The sequence below is a fragment of the Pseudomonas sp. Y39-6 genome (assembly GCF_023651955.1).
In the GTDB taxonomy this organism is placed as follows: domain Bacteria; phylum Pseudomonadota; class Gammaproteobacteria; order Pseudomonadales; family Pseudomonadaceae; genus Aquipseudomonas; species Aquipseudomonas veronii.
Genome location: NZ_CP069594.1, coordinates 4,914,340 through 4,936,097, shown reverse-complemented (window position 1 = coordinate 4,936,097; position 21,758 = coordinate 4,914,340). Strand labels below are relative to the sequence as shown.

Sequence of the window (21,758 nt, the reverse complement as noted above, 5' to 3'; positions counted from 1 at the left end):
GACCAACATTACTCGCGTCCCGTAAATGCAGTTCAGCAGTCCCTATGACGCGCCGCGGATTATCTGAAACGCCAGTATCAATCGCTGTCTGAAATTAAGTGTCAACACTCTGTGTGGATAGGTGTGCAGCTTATCAATCAGAATTGGCTCAAGAAATTCGGATTGACGCTGTAAATACTCCTCAGCCTCTTGAGTGGCTGTTTTCATTGGCTGCGATGTATGAATAGATCGTTGGCCTCGCTCATATAGTGGGACCCAGTCGTCGCCCACCTGACCTTTCACGATACCGTTCACTGGTACAACTAGCCGACCCTGAAGACTGGGGTCGAAAATGACCCACTCACCGGACTCTACTGCCGATTTCTCTGCGCGACTACTCTTAGATGCAATCAGGTCGCTGCCCCAAAAAACATTCTCGACAGGGTGCTCAACCCTGATGGTTATTGGATTTGCCCCGTACCCGGCGCCTTTAGACCAAGACGTTAGAATGTTTGTGTTTATTTCGAATCTGTCGCGCCCAAGGAGTTTTGCGGCACATGCCATACTCAACAATCTGTCGGCATAACCTTGGCCATCGTTTTGGTATGTGTCATCGCAAAAGCTACGGTGCAGAACGATGGTTTTTTGATTCCTTCGACGAAATACAGCTTGCGTGTGCTCATAGATTTCGCGCATCTGTCTTACGCCATCTTTCACTAGAGCAGGCTCACCAAAATGCTCCTTGAGAACCTGCAACGCGCCCGTCTTTTGGTCTCCGTCTGGCGGCTGAATCTGACACTGGTCAGGATGCCATGGGAAGCGTGACACTCCCATGGCTTGGGTTGCGAGCCAGGTGAGGATGCCTCGTGGTGCCAATCCCCAAGTGTTCCAATTGACGATGGGTAGTCGCTTTTCGTCGGGTAATTCATGATCACCGTAGGTCATCATTTTGTAGATTGCCGGGTGCTTAATTAGGAGTCGATCCGAATTTGTAAAGCCGAGCGCATCAGTTCTGAACACCGTCATGCAGAAATCCTAGGCAAAAGTTTCAAGTTTATTAGTTTGTGTATTTACCGCGCTCATCCAGTCATTAGTGGCAACCACATTCAAACCTGATTCCTGAGCCAGCCAATGCCTGCGGGACGTTGCCGAGCAACTGGTAGCGGTTTACCGCATTATGGCACTTGGCCGTCTATGGGGGCCCGGCTCAGCAGAAACTAGGAATGCTGCGTTGGTCGATGATCGTTTTGGTTACGCCACGACGGCGCGCGCCGCCGGTCGCAACGGACCGACTCCAACTTAAGACCGCCCAGTTGCTCCTCAATCAAGACCGTTGCGCGCGTACCACGGGTGGCTAAGAGACATTTTTGAGGGCGACGCGTCTCGCCGATTCACTCCCCCGTTATAGATGGGCGTTCTCACTCATAGGTACTTTTTAAAGCTTCCTGCTGAGATGCTCACGATAAAACCGAGCGCAGTTGCATTGGGGAGCAGTATTAAGATCGGGTTTACGGTCATCGGGAGAGCAGGGTAGATGAGCCAGGGGGCAACCAACAGTGGCATGATCAGCATCTTGGCCCGGTGGTAAATGAACCCTGACTCTCGCCCGGCACCGAAACGTCGAAGGTCACGACGTACGAGGCCGTCCACCAATCCTGTGAACGCTGCCATCAGAAACAGGGGGATAGTCAGCGTCAGTATCAAAAGCCTCGCCAGGTAGGTAAGTGCCGCATAAAGCGATGCGAGTCCGTAGTTTTCTATTTGGACGTAGGCTAATCCTAGGTAGTACTGAAGATCTCCGCCCTTTGAGCTGTTCATCCTTGCTTGTACGGATGAAAGCTTGATCCATTCAATCAGCGCCGTTTTCTCAAAACACCATTCGTATATGAACCCAATAAGCCAACGTGCTGTGTGGTCTGGGTCCTGAATCAACAAGCTCTGGGGGAACGACTTGGATATCCACTCCAACTCGCTATTCAGCATGTCCCGCGAGTGATGCCATCCTTCTTCCGGCCAGAAGAAATACAGCCCGATCCACTCCGTCATGATGCTGAAAAACAGTGAGATCAGCAGAATTCCGAGTAAGGCGAATGGAAGACCTATGGTTTTGCTGAACCAACCTTTTTCACGGTATTGCTGCTGGCTTTTCGCGGTCTCAGTCGCACTTACCATGGTCTTCCCTAGATCAGTGAATGGTCATGCATTGGTGTTCAAAGCAAACCAGCAGAGGGCCTGCCACTGGGTCTTCAATCTGTATGCTGCTGGGGTTGGCCCAAAGGGGCTTTAGGCCTTTCTCCTGTAGTCGATCAAAGAGCGCATGACCGTCATAGATGCCTAGCCTGGCGTAGCCCAGCAGTAACTGGAGCTCACCTGAAATCTCCCGAACAGCGGGTGTCATTGCTCTGAGATTGATAAAGCGCAGCTCCATGCGCGATGGCCATCTCATAGTTGTGGTATCTCCTGATGGTTTGCGATCAAGGGGTCATCCAGTAGACCTGCTGGCAACGACTCATCCAGGTTTCGGGTTCCGCTGCTGGTCCACCACTCACCACCGCCATCGACGTAGCTGTTGCGCATATTCTCGGCCAAGGCTCTTAAATCCTTGGGCATCAGCTCATCGGGATCTGGAGCGGGTAGGGGCATGCGAACCTTCCAAAGATTTCCGCCTTCGATCAGCGCGAAGGCTTGTCCTTTGGGCAGGCTGACAATATGGGCCGGCTCAATCAACGGCACGCTATTGGAGCTGACCCGGTCTTGGGTATTGCTAGTGAAGTCAGTACTGCCAGAAGGGTCTGAGCTGTCTGTAGCGCCGCTCACCAACGTTGTTGAGTACACGTCGACCTTGGGTAGCTGTTTTGTCAGCAGCTCAGCTGTCGCCGTCTCGCGGACCCTCAGCATGAACAGGTTGTTGAAGTTACCCACCACCTGGCCCGCTTTGGCGCGGTTGCCAATCTTGGCCTCGATGTCGCTGATGGTTTGCGTATAGGCGCTGACCTGGATGCCGGCGCCGCCGCCCTTGTTGATCATCGGGATGAACTCATCCCCCATCAGCTCGTTGAACTCGTCAGCGTGCAGATTGATCGGGATCTTCTGATCGCAGGTGGCGCTGGGAAGGCCGTCATTAATACCGAATTTATAGATGTGGCCAGCCACTGAGACCAGGTCTGAAAACATTGAGTTGCCCACGGCTGCAGCAACCTCTGGGTCGGACAATGCATCCAAACCGACATACACGATCGCGCGCTTACGGATGACCTGCATCCAATCAAAGATAGGCCGGGGGTCATTCAAGTCTGTGTAATCTGGGGATATTAGTTCAGCCATACGGCCGGTGGTCAGCTTCTCCAGGAGAGGGAGGAGAGAGGCAACGATCTTGTCGAAGTAGGTTTTGTCATACCTCACTGCCGAGCGCAGACCGTCCATTACGGGATCAGCCACCCTGGTTTTTGAAAGGTATTGGTCGATGGCGGTCACGCGCTTTTGCCGCCCTCGCATATTGAAGGGGGTATTCTTTTCGTTCAGTGCACCTTCAATCGTGACGATCACCTCCCACGCTTTGGGATCATGCTTGGCAAAGTAGTAGCCGCTGTACTCGATGAACAAAGCATCGATGTTGATCACATGCTGCTGAATCTTTAGGTAGTCCGGACGAACACCCAGCTCCACCAGCGCACGGGCAATAATGTTAACGAAACGCCAGGCGAACTCACGGAACGCTGCGCTGTTGCCTTCACCTGATAACTGCCCGGAAATCCGACTGGCCACCTCCGAGATCCGCCCAAAGCGGCCTACGGCGTTGTACCTCGAGGAAAAATCCGGCCAGCCCAGATGGAATACGTAAAACTCTCCCTCTCGGCCAGCACGTTTGGCTTCGATGTACATACGTTTGAGTAGGTCCGCATCGCCCTTTGGATCGAAGACAATCACGGGTTCAAATTCAGGTAATCCGTTGACCAGTTTCACTCGGCGAATGTCCTGAGTGATGAACAGCTCAGCCAATCGAGTCTTACCTACCCGAGTAGTGCCCAGGATCAGGCTATGACCTACTCGCTCCCCCAAGGGCAGCGACACTTCTACTTCTACCGGTTCGACGCCATGCAGTCTTGGAGAACCGCCTACAGGCGGAAGAGGGCGCACAGGATTCAGAGGGCTGTCCCAAGAAGTCGCTTTAGGCAGCAGGTTAAGCGGAAAACTGGCGTACTCCATGCGCTCCTCTATCTGGCGAGCGGCTTGGAACAACGCTGTAGGCTCAATATACCGACGAAACTCTGGCCTGTAGGTCTGCATCAGCCGCTGTGTATGACGCTGTTCCCATTTGAACCCGATGCCAATGAAGAGGCGTCGATTGCTAACGGGAACGTTCTTGCTGGTCATTACGTAGCGCGGCAGCCGGCGGATATTGCGCCGATAGCGCAGAACCACCAGTGCTTGGCGCAGGCGAATCCAGCCAAACCCCAGAAAGAATAGTGCCGCGGCAACCCCAAACAAAGGTGTCAGTGCCACTGACCAAGGCGCGAACAGGCTTAGATACGCTCCGACTATGCATACAGCTACGGTGTACAGCTCGACGGCAGGACGGAGCAACGCTTCGATGGTGTGCGACTGGGTCATGACTACTGCTCTATGCCGGTCGCAGTGATCAGCACTGGGTAGTGCTTAACCCCCATTCGCAAGGCAAGGTCATCTGCCGACGCGGGTACCATTTCAAGTCCGGAACCGAGTTCACGCAGTTCTGTCAGTGCTTTTATGTGCTGCACGTTCACCACTAGCCCGATCGCACTTATCTCGCGTAGTAAATCCGCCCTGGCGGCTAACCAGCGACGCGAGAGGTTGTCGTCACCCACTAGAAATAACGGCACAAGCCCGGGGACATTGGTTACGCGGTTTTCGACTTTGCCCGGGCTTAAGTGCTCGGATTTCACCGGCAACATATCAGCCTCGCTGTATGGATTGAGGCGTACTGTTGGCAAGGTCATGGGCTTGGCCGACTGATCGTCAGAGGGAAGATTGAGTGTTCGGTAGTAGGGGAGAGCAGAAGTACCTCCCATATCCTCCACCACGATCAGTGCGGCATGAGAGAAGGAGGCGAGTAGGAGTGTCACGACTCCCAAAACGGGTGGGATCTTCATGGTGTCTTCGGTCCTTGAAGTGATGGTCGGGTGATACGAGAGAGGTGTTGAGCGAAGGACTTTCGATAGCGCGCTGCGGGTACGCCGCCTGCCGGGCGGTGATAACGTCCTGCGGCCGTTATCCAGTCGTTGTCTGCGCTTTTGTGCTCTCGGAGCAAGGCGGTAGCCACCGCCAAATTACGATACGGATCCAGGGCTTCGCATGGCTGGATAAAACGTTCGCCGTTCCAGCCAATATTGATTTGGCCTAGCCCGACATCCACCGATTTGGCGCCTACATCCCGTATGGCTTGAAGTAGTGCACTGCAAGCCGCCTCGCTATGTGAAAAGCGATAAGGTTTGCCGGCGACGTTTAAGGTCCAGGGCCAGGGAATCAATTGCCCGCGCAACACTGTCCCACTTTCCTGAAGAGCTAGAGCGTAGAGCACCTCTGCTGGAACGCCGGTGCGATGCGTTGCTACCTGGTAAGCCGGTGGCGGAACGTCGTAAGCAGAGGCACTTGCCGCTGCCAGTCCTCCAGTCAACAACGCACCAGCGATGATCAGTGCCGTTGCCATTGGCCATTGACCTGTCGCATCACTGCTGGGAATGAGCCTCCGTCTCCAAGGCTGGCCCAGCGTCCGCCGTCGTGATTCAGGGTGATGTCACGGCTTCGAACTTTTTTCGGATCAATGCCTGCTTTGTTGGCCCAACCTCTAATGAGCTCGTCGTTGCCTTGTGTCCCCACCAGGTAAAGGTCAAAGTGCTGATCAGCACTTTGAAGCCGTTTAACCCGCTCTACGCATCCCTTGCAGTCGATCGTAACGAAGACCATCAATCGGGCTGGTGCCGTGGCGGGAGAGGACTGGTGTGTGTTGTCGGCACCTATCAAATTTACGGGTAGCAGGTTTGGGTAAAGCCGCGCGAAAGCGTCGTCGTAGGCGTTCTGGTAGGCAAACAGCTTTGTAATCCGCTTGTACTCGGCGTGTGCCTGCATCTCTGTGTAGCGTTTCTGCTCTTCGCTATCACGTGCCTCCATGCCTAGTGCAGTCAGGGGATCAATGCCGGGCGAGTAGACGCCGAGTGGCCCTTCCATCAGCTCACGGTAGCGCTGCCACTCTTGCGCCTTGAGCCCCCACTCATGGGCTTTTGATTGTTCAAGTGTGGAGGTGAGCTGTTCCTGAGTGCGGGTGTTTTCAATGACTGATTCCTGGTCTTGCGCATAGGCCTCAGTCCAACCTGAAACGTACAGGCCACTCAGTGCGATCATCAAATACGCTTGTTTCATCGCAGACCTCCTAGTTGATCTTCACGTCGTGTGAGGAGCCATCAGGCCGTCTGAAACGAGCAGTGTCAGGCAGTAGCGTGTCTAGCCTCCAGCCCATGTATGAGCCGGTAACACGCATTAATTCCACGTCATCCAGTCGCGTCAGACCTGTGGGCGACACTGCCAAAAACATCACACCACCGCGAGATTCGATGCCGAGGATATTGAAGGGCCGCGGGGAGGATTTATTGGCGAAGACTTTTCGCTGAGATGGGCGTGGCGTCGCGGCTACAGATGGGGATGCCGACAGGGGGGGCAGACCGTCGATGATGGTTTTCAGCGCCTGCAGTTGGGTATGCGCAATCTGCACTTGAGCCGCTAGATCACCCAAATCACGCTGCAGCTCTTGAACATCAGCAGATCGGTCGTGGGTGCGATTCAGTTCATCCAACTGTTCCTGAAGGATGAGTTCATGGATCTGAAAATCCTCATTCGTCACGAAGCCCATTTGCTGTAAGGCATCGAGCTTGGCGTTCACCTCTTCAAGACGTTGCTGGGTGCTCTCAAGCTGATCGCTCGAAGGTGTTTGCTGCACGGCTGAGGAGAGGGCGGATAGCTGCGCTCCCAGGAGCAACGCCGCACCGGTTAGTAGCACCAATGTTCCGTTTTGTAGAGCGGGGAGGAAAGAGCGGCGATTCATCACTCACCTCCCGTATGCGGCTGACTGTCTGTCGTCGAGCCTAAAGAGTCCGCACTTCGCGCGAGCCCAGAAGAACTGCGTGTTTCAAAACAAATAGTTCGAGTCTTATCATCTACAACTGGCTGCCAGGCGACACCTGCCAGCGTCACTAGGGCGTTGCGTAATGAGATCGGGCCCAGGTGGTAAGGCGAGGCGGGCAGGGGACGGGAGTACAGCAGTTGCACATCGTCATTCAGCGGGCACACCTGGTAGCCCGAATGGCGCAACACATACGTCAATGCATCCCGGACCGTGGGAGCAAGACCATCCGGTATCTGGATGTCGATCACTTGGCTGAGCAGGTCGACTTGCTCGGGTCTGGGCGACGTATTGGCAAGGGTGTAGCGACCATAGCGAATAGCCGATGAGGGCTTCGCATGTATGGCAGTCGTGGCGTTAGTCAGGGGCAACGCAATACGCGCAGACTCCGTTACCGGCTCAGGCTCAACTGAGCCGTGAGACGACATACAACCTGAAAGCACGGCTGCCGCTAGCGGAAAAGCGAATAGTGAAATGGCCTTCAGCGGGCTATTCAGCAGGTAGAACATCCTTGTTTCCTCACACAATGGAGAGAACAAGGTGGCAAACCTAAAGGGAAGGGACCGCAAAGAAACTGATATTGAACGTTGGGGTTTTGGTGTTTTTGGCTTTTGGTTGAGGCTTCAGAAACGACGAGATCCGCCGATGCTTAGCTTGCCTATCCATGCCGTTGGAGCGAGATTAGCGCAGCCCTCAAGCAAAGTGCGAAATTGCGCTTCACTTGACCGCCTGTTTGCATTCGACTTGACCAGTCACTTGCATTCGTTCTGACCAGCGATGCATCGGATTTGACCAACACACGTTGAAACCATGATCAGTTTGCAAAACGTCAGCATGGCCTTTGAGCGTCGAAATAAAAACCCAATCAGGCGTTTTTACACACTCGGGGCCAAAAGTGGACGCTCAGCGCAGGGGCATTTACTGGCCTGAAACAGTCAACCATAGGCGCTATCTACGGTTATGAAGCAGGATTTGGGGGCGGCTTCACGCATCCGGGCTAAACTCGTAACATCTATTCTACTGGTGGCTCATTCTGTATGGATCGCCTAACGGAGGAACGAGTCAGATGTCAATTTTGAATAACGCTGTGGAATCAATCCAAATTGGGATGGAGGATTTTCATGACGACGACCACCGTCGGGTGCTTTCTGCCATTCGGAACCTCTACGCGGGTATTTTGCTTCTTTTCAAATATAAGCTTCAACAATTAAGCCCCGATGGCTCTGATGAGGTGCTCCTTAAAGTAAAGATTTTACCGCTAGCAAGTCCGGACACTGGGGAAATTGAGTGGACGGGTAAGGGAAAGAAGACGGTAGATGTTCAAGATATTACAGAGCGTTTGCGCTCGCTTGGCGTGACCGAAATTGAATGGGGACGCCTTGAGCAATTGCAGCGAATCAGAAATGATATTGAGCACTACTACAGTCCGCTACCCGCGGAGCGTATGAAAGAGGCTGTCGCCAGTGCGCTGCATCTGATTATGCAGTTTTGTGAACCTCATCTCCAAAGGACTCCTATCGAAATTCTTGGCGAGCAATGCTGGGGACAGATGCTCGATGTTGCTTCTGTGTACGATGCAGAGCTAAAGGCTTGCCGAGAGAAGCTAGAAGCTATTGACTGGCCGTTTGATGAAGTACTTGAGTCTGTTCCATACATGCGCTGTCCAGAATGCGACTCTGAGCTACTTCGTTTATATGACTCGAGCGTTCAAGATAAGGAAAAAGTCTTTACGTGCAGCACCTGTCATAAGGACTCTACTTATGCCTCTGTTATTGGAGTAGCCGTCTCCGAATCGCAGTCTGGAGCGAACCATTGGTCTATTCGTAAAGGCGGAGACCCTGTTACGGAGTCTTGTCCAGAATGCGAGGCCGATGCTTATCTTTGCGCGTACGATCAATGTGCTGCATGCTTTTACGTGCCTGATAACATCGCCTGCAAATGGTGTGAAGAGCGTCTGGATACGAGTGAACAGTGGGAAGGGGTCTGCAGTTACTGTCAACACAAATACGAAAAGCTTATGGCTGAGTAAAATCTGCCGATCGTGATGGGTAGTACCGTTAAGTGAGTAAACAAGCCTTGACCGAGCGTTTGCAGATCAGAAGGCAGGCTGTTGTAGCTTGTCGTGAAGCTTCCCCTTTGGGAAATTACCATACATAAACGGCTGCTCCCGGCCGAGGCTGTGTAAAAACGTTTTTCAGCGCGAAAGATACTCAAAGCAGGACTGGAAATCGCGCTTCTATGCGAAATCCACATCTGCTGACGGGCCAATAAATTTCAGATTTAACGTAGACGCGCACACTTCAATTTTGGCGAAGCGTTTTTGCACACTCTGGGCTAATAGCAGTCGTTCAGGACAGTACAAGCTGCTGACTTTTCACTCTTTCGAAAAAGAGTAAATGAGATATCTTGTCGAACTGTCGATCCGCTCAACATTCCAAGGAAGCCAATGCTCAGTTCACTCGTATCCAATGGTCAGCCACGAACGCCTGACCGATTGGAACTGATGGCCCCCTGGTGGAGTTTTACGAAAACAGTCTTGGCTGCGACAGCCCTAACCTTGGTACGTGACGGGCTGATCGGATTGGACGACCCAATTCTTGATCAGCCTTTCACGTTACGCCAGCTACTGCGGCATGAGGCAGGTCTGGCTGATTACGGTGAACTCGCTGAGTATCACGCCGCCGTTACGAATAATAAGCCGGCCTAGTTGGCAAATGAAATGATGTAACGCCTTGACGGTACTCGACTACGATACGGTCCCGGAACCGGTTGGCGTTACTCGAATGTAGGTTACTTGCTCATCGGTAGACTAATTGAACGGCTAACCGATTTGACTCTTGATGAAGCTGTGATTCAACGGGCACTTTCCCCTCTGGGCCTGTCGAACATTCGCTTTGCTAAAACGCGAGCAGACTTACAGACGACCCACCTTGGAAGCACCTCAAATTATGACCCCGCCTGGGTTTATCACGGCCTTTTGATCGGCTCAATCTCACAAGCAGCGCTATTTCTGGATCGACTCCTCAGCGGAGATCTGCTCCCCACGGGCTTGCTCCAGGAAATGCAGACAGCACGAACATTGGGCGGCCCGATTCCCGGGCGCCCATGGATTACGCCGGGCTATGGCCTTGGCGTGATGCAGGGGACGATTGACTGCGGATATTCCCTATGCGGGCACACAGGCTGCGGGCCAGGCAGTGTCATTGCTGTCTACCGTATCTGCGACGGTAACGCATCGGCTTGTTGCTCTGCTTTTGAGGCAGGCGCCAGTGAAGGTGCCGTCGAAGCAATAGTCGTTGGACAACTGATGCAAGTTCTGCAGCAGGGGGGGCTGAGAGCGTCGAAGTCCTATTGGCGTTGGCCTCATGATTCTCCAGATGACCGCTTTGGGTCGATTGTGTTGAAAAAGTCGGTTCTCTCGGATTGCCCGGAAGCTGATCGGTGAAGGAGCCTGTTTTTCGCGCGGCTACGTGAAATTTGTGTCCGAATGCCTGTGCGGGCATTTAAGATTTCAATCTCATGCGCTTACTTTTCTGCCTTGACAACCGCGTCTGACTTTTTCAACATAATCGGTCGGTTCCGGTCTTTCGCGACCGGCTACAATCGACCGAGGCTGTGTAAAAACGTTTTTGAGCGCGGCAGGTACTCAAAACCGGACTGAAAGTCGCGCTTCTACGCAAAATCCACATCTGCTGACGTGCCGATAAATTTCAGATTTAACGTAGACGCGCACACTTCAATTTTGACGAAGCGTTTTTACACACTCTGGACCCATAGCTGCCTGTTGGGAAAGTGCGGCTACCGTATCGCATTCTGGTGATCCAATAGTCCCAGCCTGAAGCATTCGACTCGAACTGGATATCATTGTGTAATTGCGTCCGTTATGCAGATTCAGATGCGCTTGGTTTTTTCTCACCTCCCTCCTTCATTAAGTTACTCATAATGTTAGGTATAAGCATCTCAGCAAATCCAGCTACCATAGCGATCATGTAAAACCCTGAATTATCGGGGGCATTGGCGACAAACGAAAAAGCAACGTCTGTCCGTATCGCAAAGTAAGAGAAAATCGACGCGGCAATTGCTATTAAAATTCTGGAGCAGCCGATCAAGCAGTTAACTTTGTTACTTGCATCTAAGTCTATTTCAAGCGAAGAAAAGCCTAGAGCGATAGAGAGGACGCCGCCAAGACTTCCAAGCAAAATAATATTAAATAGTATCGGGGCACTTGTCAGTCCATTGCATAAAGAAATTACAAAAACTATCAAGACAAGAGTTAGAGCGCTTAGGGTATATCGAAGCCGCCCTTGGATGGTCTTCAGTTTTACGAGGCGATCTTCGGCTTGGGCTAGTATTTGCTTAGCGTCCTCAGGGCGGCCAGCGGCGTTAGCCGTGATGGCGCGAGCTACAAGTCTGTTTATCGACTCTGAGTTGGAAAGATTTTCAGGAAGTAACGAATAAATTCGCGCTAAATCGACGCTCAGGCCGTAGTGGCGACTACCAATACTTTGCGCATCCAAGTGCTCATCATCAATATCAATTCGTATTGCACGATCTGTTCTATATACTATAAAACTCAAACTTTTAGCATAGATCTTTATGACTTTCTCATCGTCATTGTCTTTGATTCCGGCTTTATAGTCGTATGGTTTTAGTTGGATTCTTGATTGCTTTATTTCTTTCTCGGTTAACTTTTTGTTGGGCTTTGATGAGGTATTTTCATCTTTGTTTTCGGACTCTACAGGGTCTACTTTTTCAATACAGTCCTGTGATGCATCATTTGACTCTACAGATTCCATCTTTTTGCCATTATAGATGTCTTAAGTTTCCCATGCTAGATACTTATTAGTGCAGTATCCAAACACGAGGCGATGCCATAATGATATCATTTTGTGCCTAGAGTTGACAGACGTTGTGATGATTTGAGGCTTGGGACGGGGGGGAATTTGTTCTATCTCTTATAGGCGTCAGCTTTTGGCCGAGGCTGTGTAAAAACGTTTTTGAGCGCGGCAGGTACTCAAAACCGGACTGAAAGTCGCGCTTCTACGCAAAATCCACATCTGCTGACGTGCCGATAAATTTCAGATTTAACGTAGACGCGCACACTTCAATTTTGACGAAGCGTTTTTACACACTCTGGGCCGATAGCCGTCTTCCGCTCCGACAATGGCGCGTCCTGTTCTACTCTCCGATCAGACCTCATGCCCTCCAGCTCAAGGGCATTCGAAAACTTTGGCAAGCCGAGCCAGCTTCTCGGCAGATCTGGCAGAGATAGCGAGAGGAGGCTCTTTGATCATGTAGAACAGATGATCGAGTGCGACACCTGCCTCGCCGTGCGCGATGTAGTCCAGAACGATCTCTGCCCCATTCTCAAGACCTGACTGTGCCAGTGGATGATCATCAGGCAAGGGGCCAAGCTGCGCATATTCAGCGGACATCAGTGTAGAGACCTCATCCCGCACTTCGAGGAGGTCTTCACGCAGATCGGGACTCAGCTGATTCATTTCGTCTCTATCCATGTCGTCATATGCTCAGTTTGTACCACCATTTGCCGAAGAGTCGCAGCGCTGACTCCACGACTGACAGCTTTCGACCGATTCTGTTGAAAAAGTCGGTTTGTCCAAAACGCTCGGAAACTGATGGGTAAAAACACCTATTTTGCGTGCAGCTACTTAAAATCCGAGTCGTGAACCTTCTGCCCAAAACACAGATTTCAATCTCGGGAGCGAACTTTTCTGCCTTGAAAACCGAAACCGACTTTTTCAACAGAATCGACCCAAAGATGTCGTTGGCCAAAGATTTCGTGTCGAGCCTTGAGCGTAGTTGTGCCGAATGCGAGTTTTCCGAGAACCCCTGCCGGTTTGGATTCGGAAAATATAGCTAATTCTTAGCTTTAGTAACGCCCCTGCGTGGTGCAGGAAATTGCTAAGGGGCCACCTCGCTGTTCGGCGTGCGAGGTGCGTCATAGCAGGGCAGCGTCATGCTTAGGGCGCGCACGCGCAAGGATGACATTCCTCATGGCGAGCCCATTTGCCCTTCCTGGTGAACAGTCTTACCGCCTGTTTAGGCTTGGATGAAGGGGATTTTCCGGGGCGACACAGGGTGCAGAAACGTTTTGTGGTCTTCGTAAGATATGCATCTCCTGGGCGCTTGAGGAATCGTCCGTCACTGCGAATCCATGTCACCGACTTCCCATCTCCTGAGGCATTTTTCACTACATCGTAAGCATGCGCGTTTGATTCCGAGCCGTGATGAGGGGCAGTCGCTAATGAGTTCTCGAGGCCTGTGGGCAGAGACATTTTTGCTAAATCCGAATCTGCGTTGAAAAGGACGCCTGGCATTCTGTCGGTTGGCGGTGCCCAAAATACCAAGCTTTCGCGGTTTGCTACTGACAGGGATATGTATTCCACTACCGATCCCTTGCGGTAGCGCATTCTCAGTAATTGTTGAGCGTTCGCCGGGATCAATACTCCTGCGGTCCCTCCAGATGGCAATGAGGGGCAGTGCTCAAACCAGCGAACAGTGACTCCTTTGTGAAACGCGAGGATCGCGGCCTCCCTGATGCGTGAGGCTGCATCGATAAGGGATACCATTAGATTACGGGCGGTCGTAGGGCTGTCGTAGACGATATCTATCCACTGCCACAGATTATTACTAGGCCAAACTATGCCGCCAGCCATATCCCATGGTTGAGCGGTCTCTAGATCGTTGATAGCCGAAGTGGGCCAGCCGTCGTTACCCAGCTCGATACCGTTATGGTTACGCTCCATATCACCATCCGCGCCGGGCTCGTAGTCTCGATAAAGATCCTCATACCTAGCTGCGTATTCTTCGAGTGATATTGGATCGACGGGTCGTGCATCGGGGCCTAGGAGGATTCCGTCATGTCCCATTTCGCTCAGGACTTTCTCCGCGAATGTGTGCAATGGTGCGAGTACATCGGGCAGGACCGCGAGCCAACGGCCTGGGAGCCACAGCTCTTCGCATCCCAGCTCTGACTCAAGAAAACCCAACACGCCGTTAACGTGGTCGGCATCGTTATGTGTACACACTAAGATATCAACGGAATGCTTGCCGGTTACTCTGCGGAACATGTCGGGCAAGGCGGACCTGCTCTTCCCGCCATCCACCAAAATGGTGCTGTTACCTCGATCCAGGTAAAAAGCATCTCCCTGGCCTACAGGAAGAGCGATAAATTTGGCCATGAAAGCTCCTTAATCTTAGTTAGCCATCATCGCTTGCCTTTTGCAGATAATCTATACCGTCGTCGACAGATGTATTAGGAGCGTCAGGACGGTCACATCGAATCAGGAACTGTCTGAAATCTGTTTGTGAGACGCCGGGACGCGAGCATCATCAGTTGCGAGAGGCGCGGGGCGGTTCCGTCTTGGAAAGATGCCGTCTCAAGAGCCGTGATCATTTCTGGCCTATTTGGGCTGTAATATCTGGTCCTTCTGGGACGTGCAATGTAACCGTCCGGCCAAGTCACCTAGTCGAGACCGCACTGCACATTCTGTTTGTTGGAATCGGGGCCACGCTGATTATGGACGTGTCGGGTTTTGTTCAAGCACGAGTGTTTGGTCTAGCGTCGCTTGACTATGGCTTGGTTGGTCGTTGGCTGGGCCACATGTTGCAAGGACGGTTTCGTCATGCCTCGATCATGGCGGCGCCTCCTATCAGGAATGAACGCCTGATGGGATGGGTATTCCATTACATCACAGGTATCGTCTTCGCGATGGTGCTGATCGGTGTGAATGGGCCTGCGTGGATCTGCAACCCCATGCTAGTACCTGCGCTGGTGATGGGTTTGGTCAATGTGATTGCGCCTTTTTTCATCATGCAGCCCGCGCTCGGTTTCGGCGTTGCCGGTTTGAAGACAGGGGCACCTAGCGTGGCAAGGCGCAGGAGCGTCACTGAGCATCTGACGTTCGGACTGGGACTTTTTGTGGCGGCATCGCTGTTGATGATGCTCTTTCCGAGATCGTTCTGCCTAAGTTGAGTGCCTTTGGTACAGCGGTGGTGCTCAGGGTGAGATTGTAAGTTCCGAGTGCCTGCCTTTGGCCGGTTAGCGACCGTTGCTCTGGTTAGCCATCCTTGTCCTTCCACACGTGGAGGACATGTCATGAACATCATCGCTACCCGCAGCCGTCAGCGCTGGAACAAAGGAAAATTGGTCGGGCAGAAACCCCCGCTACGACTGAGAGATATCTGGGCCATCCGAGTAAGGCTTCAAATTGCAGAAAGAACTCGGGATCTGGCTCTCGTCGATCTGGCCATCGACAGCAAGCTTCGAGCTTGCGACTTAACCAAGCTCCGCGTGCGCGACGTCGCCCATGGCGAGCACGTATCGTCATGAGCCTTGGTGATGCAGCAGAAAACGCAGCGGCCAGTGCAGTTCGAGATTACTGAACAAACACGGTCCGCTGTCGCGGCCTGGGTACATCAGGCCCAGCTACGCAGCGAGGACTGCCTTTTCCCTAGCCGGCTGCATACCTTAGACCTTCTATCCACTTGGCAATACGTTCGTATCGTCAAAGGCTGGGTGAAAGCCGTTGGCTTTGATCCAGCCATGTATGGCACTCATACGATGAGACGTACGAAGGCATCACTGATCTACCGCAGGACGAAGAACCTGCGGGCGGTTCAACTGCTGCTCGGCCATACGAAGCTGGAGAGCACCGTTCGATATCTGGGGATTGAGGTCGATGACGCCCTGCAGATGGCGGAACAGACTGAGGTTTGACTATGCATAGCGACGGTCGAAGTCAGGCCGTCGCTAACCGACCCAACGTTGCCAGTTGCAGCGCTAGCGTGAAGCTTCGAATATTCAAACTGGAGACGTGAAGGCCAAGAAGCAAAATAACGCGGCTTGTCGGGAAGAGAACAAACCAATGCCTGACCGTGAGAAGTTAAACTGAAGGGTAGTCCATCACAGGTAGATAGCATTTATTATATTTTTGCCGCGTAAATGGCGGCAAAAATATAATGCATACAGCTATGCCGACATAGACGAGCTTTTCTTAAAGTGTGAAGGTCCAATCGTTTTTGTTTGTTTTAACTACAATCTCAATCACATCACACCGCTTGTATTGAATGTTATAGTCGTACGTAGCAGTTTTGCCGAAAGGCAAATTGATTGCCTTCTTGGGGTTGCCCATGCTTTCCGAGCATTGATTTCTATTAACGGTAACGCTGTTAATAACCAGATTGTCTGAAGTGCTAACGATGTTTACTGTTCTGTAAGGTGTCCTGACAGTGCCGTACTGAAATATTCTTTCGCCAACGCTTATTTTAAAAGGAACTCCTGTAGGAGAGCCTGTGGTTTTTGTCCCCGTTTCATTTGGCTGACTTTTCTGAGACGGCACATCAACCCCAATACCTTTTTTTAATATTACCCGGTCCGCCTGGATTGTTTCGGGTTTGCAGGTATGTCTTTCGGTTTCTTTTCCCAAGCTATTCATGGAGCTGAAATAAGCACCTAACTTACCTTCATGATTTTCGTAACCAACAGCAACAGCGCCCTCAATATCCTCGTCAGTTCCTCGGAGAACGAATGACTGATTGACGTCGCTGCTCTTACTCAGAAATTGCTGTGCTCCACCGGACGGAATATCCAGTTTAATCACGCTTCCACCCTCATCCGGATCGTCATTAGGCCCCAAAAACTCTATATAAGCTGTATTGTTGCTATGGCTGAGCGTCATTATATCCCCACTGTCCAAGGTGCATTTAATATCGTACCCTTCCTCAGCATTAGAACAAGCTGATGCGAACAGAGACATAAAAAACATAGTCACAACTATTTTTTTCATCAAGCGTCTTTCCCTAGGCGATTTTCGGATTTATTGCAGGGCTTTTATCCAGCTTCTGTGTCGGCAGTAGATCAGAAAACTGGAGGAGAACAGTGTTAATTCAACCGCAGAGCAACACGCCGAAGATGATGCTGATGACGGACGGTTGAGCATCCCTTCGGGAGGTCCATGCAATAGATAGGGCTGGGCCGTTGCCATCGGCGGTTTGGTGCTGTTCGCTCAATTCGTGACTTTCATAGCCTTGCTCATCCATACCAGTGGCGGGAGAGGTGATGACCGCAATGGGTCGGTACCGGTCTTTCGCGACAGTCTACAATCGACCCATTTCAGATGATCGTTCGTCTAGCGTGTTCTTTTTACCCCTGTCGCTCAGGTTCAGCAGTCACTAGCGAATTGGTGCTGCTCCGAGGGCAGCCATTAATGGAACTGAGGCAACTGATTTACCACTCAGTTTTTTCATTCGTTGGCCTCAAGGAGTTACACCATGCAAGGACGTATAGAACTCAAACTTCTAGCGCTTTGGATGCTTCCCCTCATTGCGGCATGTACTACGTCCGATAGAACGCTTAAGTCTGACATCACGCCGCACACTCAGTCAGTCGAAGCACTGTTGATCGATAACTGCTCGGTGGGTTGCCCTTCCGGCGGTAGTTCTCTGACGCTGGCCCGCCAGGCTTACACACTGAACAACAATGGTTCGACCAAGTTTGCAAACTGGGTGTCCTACAAAATCACAAAAGAGTCGCCGGCAAGTGGCCGCCCGCGAAACTGGAAGACGGATCCGGATGTCCCTGTCGGCGAGACGCTTGATCCCGTGGACTACAATGGTGCAAACATCGCGCTAAAGATCGACCGCGGTCATCAGGCGAACCTTGCGTCGATGGGGGGAGTTCCAGGCTGGCAAACCCTCAATTACCTCTCGAACATCACCCCTCAGAAATCCGACCTGAACCAAGGACCCTGGGCTCGTCTTGAAGATCAGGAGAGGAGCCTAATCAAGGATCCAACCATCGATGAGGTGTACGTCGCCACCGGCCCGCTCTATGAACACTTTGTAGGCAAGCTCCCCGGGACGAACAAGGCCCACACCATCCCGAGCGGATACTGGAAGATTATCTTCGTAGGACTCTCACCAGAAAACGGGCTGTATGCCTCGTTCTTGATGAACCAAGAGACTCCACGCAACGCGAACTTCTGCACTTACCAAGTGACTGTCGATCAGATCGAAGTTCGGTCGGGGCTCACGTTCTGGAGTGATCTGCCGCTGCCAGTGCAGACCGCCTTGAAGTCGAGACAGGGGCAGTTGGCTAGTCGTATTGGATGTTAGTGACGGCTTGCGAGGAAGCCTTACCCCAGCCACTTAAGAGTCTATTTCTGGTTTACAATCGGAGCTAAAACCAGAATATGGACTCGTTGATCAATGCCCCCACCACCGCTCAAAGCCTCCGAGTTTTCTGTTTTCACTGCTCATCAAGCGACCTCGCTGGCTGTTTGGCCAGGGAAGAGCCCCTATCGGTGGGCTGGTCACATTGCTGCTTCGCTACAATCACTTGCGGGGCTTCCGATGGCAGCTCCCACGAGGGCTTCGTTGAGAGCTCTATGGCGAAGTCCGTCTAATGTGGTCAGTACTGAGGTCTGTGTCCTAGCTACGATGGCGTGGGGGGGGATGAAAGCCCATCATGGACGTGACTTCTGGACGGCTAAGGCGTCCTGGCTTCCCCTCTGTGACGATATCCGAAATGGAGTTCACACTCGACGTAGTGCATTTGCTGCATTTTCAGCTCTGCGAGCGGCTGGGCAGTTGCCGTCAATGGGACCCGCTTACTTTACGAAAATAATCTTTTTTGCCGGTCCAAACGCGGATGGATACATCCTCGATCAATGGACTGCACGAAGTGTCCATATGTTGACCGGGCAATGGGCGTGGCCTGCCGTAGCAATTGACTATGGGACAAAAGTTAAGGCAGCCTCTAGCCCCGTTCACCTGAGGGTGAGAGTGATCGACAGAGTGACGAGTGTTGATTACGAAGATTTCTGTGTTCTTGTTGAGGACATTGGCGTGAGGCTAGGCATTACTCCGGAAAGGGCGGAGGAAATGCTATTCAGCTCTGGTGGCACATCTCCTCATCCATGGCGCGGGCACATCATGACTTCCTGGGCTACGCAGGCCCCACCATTTTATTGATATCTGCAGGATAGATGCTCAACATTCTATGGCCCCGCGTCATAGATGAATGCCTTGTGCAGGGTATTTGGCCGGCTTCATAAGCGAATACTGATATTTCGTTACTTGTCTTTCGCCGTAGTGGTATCCATGTTGAAAACCAGTTGTAGATAGGTGCAGATGACTTCAGGGGCGCTGTAGCACCGTTGCCACAAGAGTCGTGAGTTGGTGCATCCGGATTCAGTCTAAAGATGTGCCGACGTTGCAGCTGTGGAAGCGTATCCAACAATCAGTTTCGGACCCTTGCGGGTGAAGGGTGAAGGGAGTTTGGGAAAGCCCTCCACGCGCCTTGAAGGGCGCGTAGATGGGTGATGAGCCACTGTTAAAATGCGGTGTGTGATGAATCAGTACTCGGAGGGTAGAAGCAAGGTGGTGACGCTTCTATCCCTCTCCGTGATGATCCAGAGCTTTCGTTCCTGCCCAGCTTCAATCTCGTAGGACGAGAACAAGCGTTCACCGTACTGAAGCGCCTGTTCATTACTCAGCTTGTCTTGGTCGCACAAATCTCCCCAATCGCCGACAAGGTGACGGTTGAGATAAGGATGCACATCCAACAGTCCCTGTTCGATGAGTGAATGCACGCCATTGGTCATCATCATTAGGCCTGGCTCAAAAAAGACGTCAGGTACCTTCAAGTCCAGAGATGAGCTTTCACTGCGAAGCACGATACGCAGCGTGGATGGTTGATCCATTACGTGCTCCACGATTAAGCGTAACTCCAACCAGTGTCGATCGACACAATCACCGCTAGGTAGAAAACGGTACAGGCCGAACTCGTAGAACGGCTCGACCGCTTCTACTTTTTCGGTCCTATACAAAAGGCACGCATACGCGGCTTGGAGGGTTTCGCCTAAGCGGTTTCCCAGGTCACCAAGGCTCGCTGGTTGCTCTAGATAAACTGCTTCATGCCAGGCGTCTTGCGAGAGGATGACTGGTAGCTGAAGCAGCTTTGATTGAAGCGAGGTGAGGTTTTCAAATTTCACGTGTCTCTCCAAAAAAAAGCCCAAAACGGAGAGACACGTCGCCCGCACGGGGAGTGTTCCCCGCATGGGCTGAATAGGTTTGAATCAGGACGTGGACAACGCCGACGTCTAGTAGCTAGTAGGCCGCAGGTTGAGTACTGCTGGCTGAGAGGGTAAAGCTATAAATCAGGACGCAATGACTTTTCCGTAAACCTCATAAAGATTTTTTATGATGGGGAAGCCGAAGCAAATGACTAGAAGCCAAAACTGCCAGCGAAGTACCGTGATGTTTGACTCAAGCTTAGAAACGGCGCCGTGAAATTGGCTTGCTTGACGCTCGATCAATGTACGTAGATCTGCACCTTGCTCTTTTATGAGCGCCGTAAGATCGGTACGGAGTCCTGAGATTGAGCCCTCAAGATGCGATTCGGTTCGCTCTAAATCAGATTTTGATGCGAAATGTTTCACGTCGTCCTCCCAAGCATCTACAACAGCTTTAGCTTTGTTATTTGGCACACTGATAGAAGTCAGCGCGTCATAAAGGGCTAGCGATAGTTTCATCGTGTCTCCTGCGGTTGGCAAGCGACTCAGAGTCCCACCTGACGGTAGGCTCCCGTCACTGTGGGGTGGATGCATTCCGTCGGCGAGCGTATCGGCGATGCCCACGCTTCCGAATGCGTTGTGAGCTTCAATTGATCAATGCACTAGTGCACATCGTGGCCTTCTGGATCATGGTCACCTGGACAGGTGCTGTCGACGACAGCTAACCAGATCAAATAATCGGCTTAAACGATTCGATGATCCAGTCAGACATTTCCTGAAATTTTGTAGGTTCTGTAGGCCGTTTCCGACGCATCCGAACGCTTCATACGATTCAATGAGCGGGGAGGATGCAGTATTCAGTCATTGATGGATCACGTTGTCTAATCATGAGCTCAAAAGTGCTTTGGCGATCGCCTGTAAAGCCACCATCCTCGAGTGTTAGGTCTCAGCACTTATCGTGTCTAAAAGAATTTGGAATGCAAAGTAGCTACTTTTACTTCTTCCAGTTTGATAGTTGACTAGAGTCTGCTATTTCATTATGGACCCTACGGGGTAGGTGGGGAGACTCCTCAGCTAATGCATCAAGCCGTGTACGTATTTTTTCCAGCAGTTCTTGTGTAATTGAAGGGTTCGTTCCGAGCTGTTCAAGCTCCCGTCCTGCCGAATTGTATTTTGAACCGGCCGTTCTATGCTTTTCCGCTTTGTCCTGAAAACCCATTGTCGCCGAAAGGGCGGCGAGCACAGCTGCTGCCAAGCTAAAAGCACCTAGGAAAATCCTCAAGCATAAACTCGGCTCATCTTGCAGCGTAGCGAAAACAGTCGTGCCAATTATGGTTGAGAATACGGCTGCTAGGCCGGTTAGGTTGGCATTGAATTTGGAGTAGCGTTCAGCTGTTTTATAGTGCCCAACCGCAGCAGTGCTGCAGCGCGTGTACCATTTTTTTAACAGTGCCTCCGAGCTTTCTGGTAGTTCAAGATCAGATGACATGGATTCGTCCTTGCAAAGCGTATGATGAGGATCTAACTGAACCGCTACGTGGCTTCATTAGCCATAATATTTCTAGCGTAGGTTGGTTTAGTGTCGAGGT

19 protein-coding genes and 2 pseudogenes are annotated in these 21,758 nt (G+C 51.8%); 6 read left to right on the top strand and 15 right to left on the bottom strand.

Going from position 1 to position 21,758, the window contains the following annotated elements; genetic code table 11:
* Positions 1-42: 42 nt before the first annotated feature.
* The 8 genes from JN756_RS22395 to pilL2 all read right to left on the bottom strand — a co-directional run bounded on the left by JN756_RS22395 (position 43) and on the right by pilL2 (position 7,641).
* On the bottom strand, positions 43-1,005 hold the full coding sequence (locus tag JN756_RS22395) for a hypothetical protein (RefSeq protein ID WP_201021371.1): 963 nt from the start codon (positions 1,003-1,005) through the stop codon (positions 43-45).
* A 396-nt stretch (positions 1,006-1,401) separates the two neighbouring features.
* On the bottom strand, positions 1,402-2,151 hold the full coding sequence (locus JN756_RS22390) for a TIGR03747 family integrating conjugative element membrane protein (RefSeq protein ID WP_201021370.1): 750 nt from the start codon (positions 2,149-2,151) through the stop codon (positions 1,402-1,404).
* A gap of 270 nt (positions 2,152-2,421) precedes the next feature.
* Positions 2,422-4,590 carry a type IV conjugative transfer system coupling protein TraD gene (traD, locus tag JN756_RS22385; RefSeq protein ID WP_201021369.1) on the bottom strand — a complete coding sequence of 723 codons (2,169 nt, stop codon included), beginning with the start codon at positions 4,588-4,590 and terminating at the stop codon, positions 2,422-2,424.
* A gap of 2 nt (positions 4,591-4,592) precedes the next feature.
* Positions 4,593-5,108 (bottom strand): integrating conjugative element protein, encoded by a 516-nt coding sequence (locus tag JN756_RS22380; RefSeq protein WP_201021368.1) that lies wholly within the window; start codon positions 5,106-5,108, stop codon positions 4,593-4,595.
* The gene (locus tag JN756_RS22375; protein ID WP_201021367.1) at positions 5,105-5,665 is read right to left on the bottom strand and encodes a lysozyme family protein; all 561 of its coding nucleotides are present in this window, start codon (positions 5,663-5,665) and stop codon (positions 5,105-5,107) included. The genes JN756_RS22380 and JN756_RS22375 overlap by 4 nt, the downstream gene beginning before the upstream one ends.
* Entirely contained in the window at positions 5,650-6,375 is a 726-nt protein-coding gene (locus JN756_RS22370) for a TIGR03759 family integrating conjugative element protein (RefSeq protein ID WP_201021366.1), read from the bottom strand. The genes JN756_RS22375 and JN756_RS22370 overlap by 16 nt, the downstream gene beginning before the upstream one ends.
* A gap of 10 nt (positions 6,376-6,385) precedes the next feature.
* Positions 6,386-7,054, bottom strand: coding sequence for a hypothetical protein (locus tag JN756_RS22365; RefSeq protein WP_201021365.1), 669 nt, complete (start codon positions 7,052-7,054; stop codon positions 6,386-6,388).
* Positions 7,054-7,641 (bottom strand): PFGI-1 class ICE element type IV pilus protein PilL2, encoded by a 588-nt coding sequence (pilL2, locus tag JN756_RS22360; protein ID WP_201021364.1) that lies wholly within the window; start codon positions 7,639-7,641, stop codon positions 7,054-7,056. Before pilL2 ends, JN756_RS22365 begins: the two co-directional genes overlap by 1 nt.
* A gap of 557 nt (positions 7,642-8,198) precedes the next feature.
* On the opposite strand from pilL2, the gene JN756_RS22355 reads away from it, so the two are divergent.
* Together JN756_RS22355 and JN756_RS22350 are read left to right on the top strand one after the other, a co-directional pair.
* Complete coding sequence (locus tag JN756_RS22355) at positions 8,199-9,161, top strand: hypothetical protein (RefSeq protein WP_201021363.1); 963 nt, start codon at positions 8,199-8,201, stop codon at positions 9,159-9,161.
* A 417-nt stretch (positions 9,162-9,578) separates the two neighbouring features.
* Positions 9,579-10,577: pseudogene (locus JN756_RS22350) on the top strand (serine hydrolase domain-containing protein).
* Positions 10,578-11,013: 436 nt separating this feature from the next.
* Here the strand turns inward: JN756_RS22350 and JN756_RS22345 are convergent.
* The 3 genes from JN756_RS22345 to JN756_RS22335 all read right to left on the bottom strand — a co-directional run bounded on the left by JN756_RS22345 (position 11,014) and on the right by JN756_RS22335 (position 14,334).
* Positions 11,014-11,928, bottom strand: a complete 915-nt coding sequence (locus tag JN756_RS22345) for a hypothetical protein (protein WP_201021362.1) — start codon at positions 11,926-11,928, stop codon at positions 11,014-11,016.
* 414 nt (positions 11,929-12,342) lie between these two features.
* Positions 12,343-12,633, bottom strand: coding sequence for a hypothetical protein (locus JN756_RS22340; RefSeq protein WP_250690859.1), 291 nt, complete (start codon positions 12,631-12,633; stop codon positions 12,343-12,345).
* 480 nt (positions 12,634-13,113) lie between these two features.
* On the bottom strand, positions 13,114-14,334 hold the full coding sequence (locus JN756_RS22335) for an MBL fold metallo-hydrolase (protein ID WP_250690858.1): 1,221 nt from the start codon (positions 14,332-14,334) through the stop codon (positions 13,114-13,116).
* Positions 14,335-14,633: 299 nt separating this feature from the next.
* Between JN756_RS22335 and JN756_RS22330 the strand changes: the two genes are divergently transcribed.
* Both JN756_RS22330 and JN756_RS22325 read left to right on the top strand, forming a co-directional pair.
* Complete coding sequence (locus JN756_RS22330) at positions 14,634-15,128, top strand: DUF2938 domain-containing protein (RefSeq protein WP_284694042.1); 495 nt, start codon at positions 14,634-14,636, stop codon at positions 15,126-15,128.
* 123 nt (positions 15,129-15,251) lie between these two features.
* Positions 15,252-15,872 (top strand): annotated as a pseudogene (locus JN756_RS22325) (tyrosine-type recombinase/integrase).
* Between the two features lie 277 nt (positions 15,873-16,149).
* On the opposite strand, the gene JN756_RS22320 reads toward JN756_RS22325, so the two are convergent.
* The gene (locus JN756_RS22320; RefSeq protein ID WP_250690856.1) at positions 16,150-16,941 is read right to left on the bottom strand and encodes a hypothetical protein; all 792 of its coding nucleotides are present in this window, start codon (positions 16,939-16,941) and stop codon (positions 16,150-16,152) included.
* A gap of 484 nt (positions 16,942-17,425) precedes the next feature.
* Between JN756_RS22320 and JN756_RS22315 the strand changes: the two genes are divergently transcribed.
* Together JN756_RS22315 and JN756_RS32240 are read left to right on the top strand one after the other, a co-directional pair.
* The gene (locus tag JN756_RS22315; RefSeq protein WP_250690855.1) at positions 17,426-18,268 is read left to right on the top strand and encodes a DNA/RNA non-specific endonuclease; all 843 of its coding nucleotides are present in this window, start codon (positions 17,426-17,428) and stop codon (positions 18,266-18,268) included.
* 93 nt (positions 18,269-18,361) lie between these two features.
* Complete coding sequence (locus tag JN756_RS32240) at positions 18,362-19,126, top strand: 8-oxoguanine DNA glycosylase OGG fold protein (RefSeq protein WP_350339032.1); 765 nt, start codon at positions 18,362-18,364, stop codon at positions 19,124-19,126.
* Between the two features lie 383 nt (positions 19,127-19,509).
* Here JN756_RS32240 and JN756_RS32460 read toward each other — a convergent pair whose 3' ends face one another.
* The 3 genes from JN756_RS32460 to JN756_RS22300 all read right to left on the bottom strand — a co-directional run bounded on the left by JN756_RS32460 (position 19,510) and on the right by JN756_RS22300 (position 21,658).
* Positions 19,510-20,148, bottom strand: coding sequence for a hypothetical protein (locus tag JN756_RS32460; RefSeq protein ID WP_250690854.1), 639 nt, complete (start codon positions 20,146-20,148; stop codon positions 19,510-19,512).
* 165 nt (positions 20,149-20,313) lie between these two features.
* On the bottom strand, positions 20,314-20,688 hold the full coding sequence (locus JN756_RS22305; protein WP_250690853.1) for a CCDC90 family protein: 375 nt from the start codon (positions 20,686-20,688) through the stop codon (positions 20,314-20,316).
* Between the two features lie 475 nt (positions 20,689-21,163).
* Complete coding sequence (locus JN756_RS22300) at positions 21,164-21,658, bottom strand: SLATT domain-containing protein (RefSeq protein ID WP_250690852.1); 495 nt, start codon at positions 21,656-21,658, stop codon at positions 21,164-21,166.
* Between the last annotated feature and the right edge of the window lie 100 nt (positions 21,659-21,758).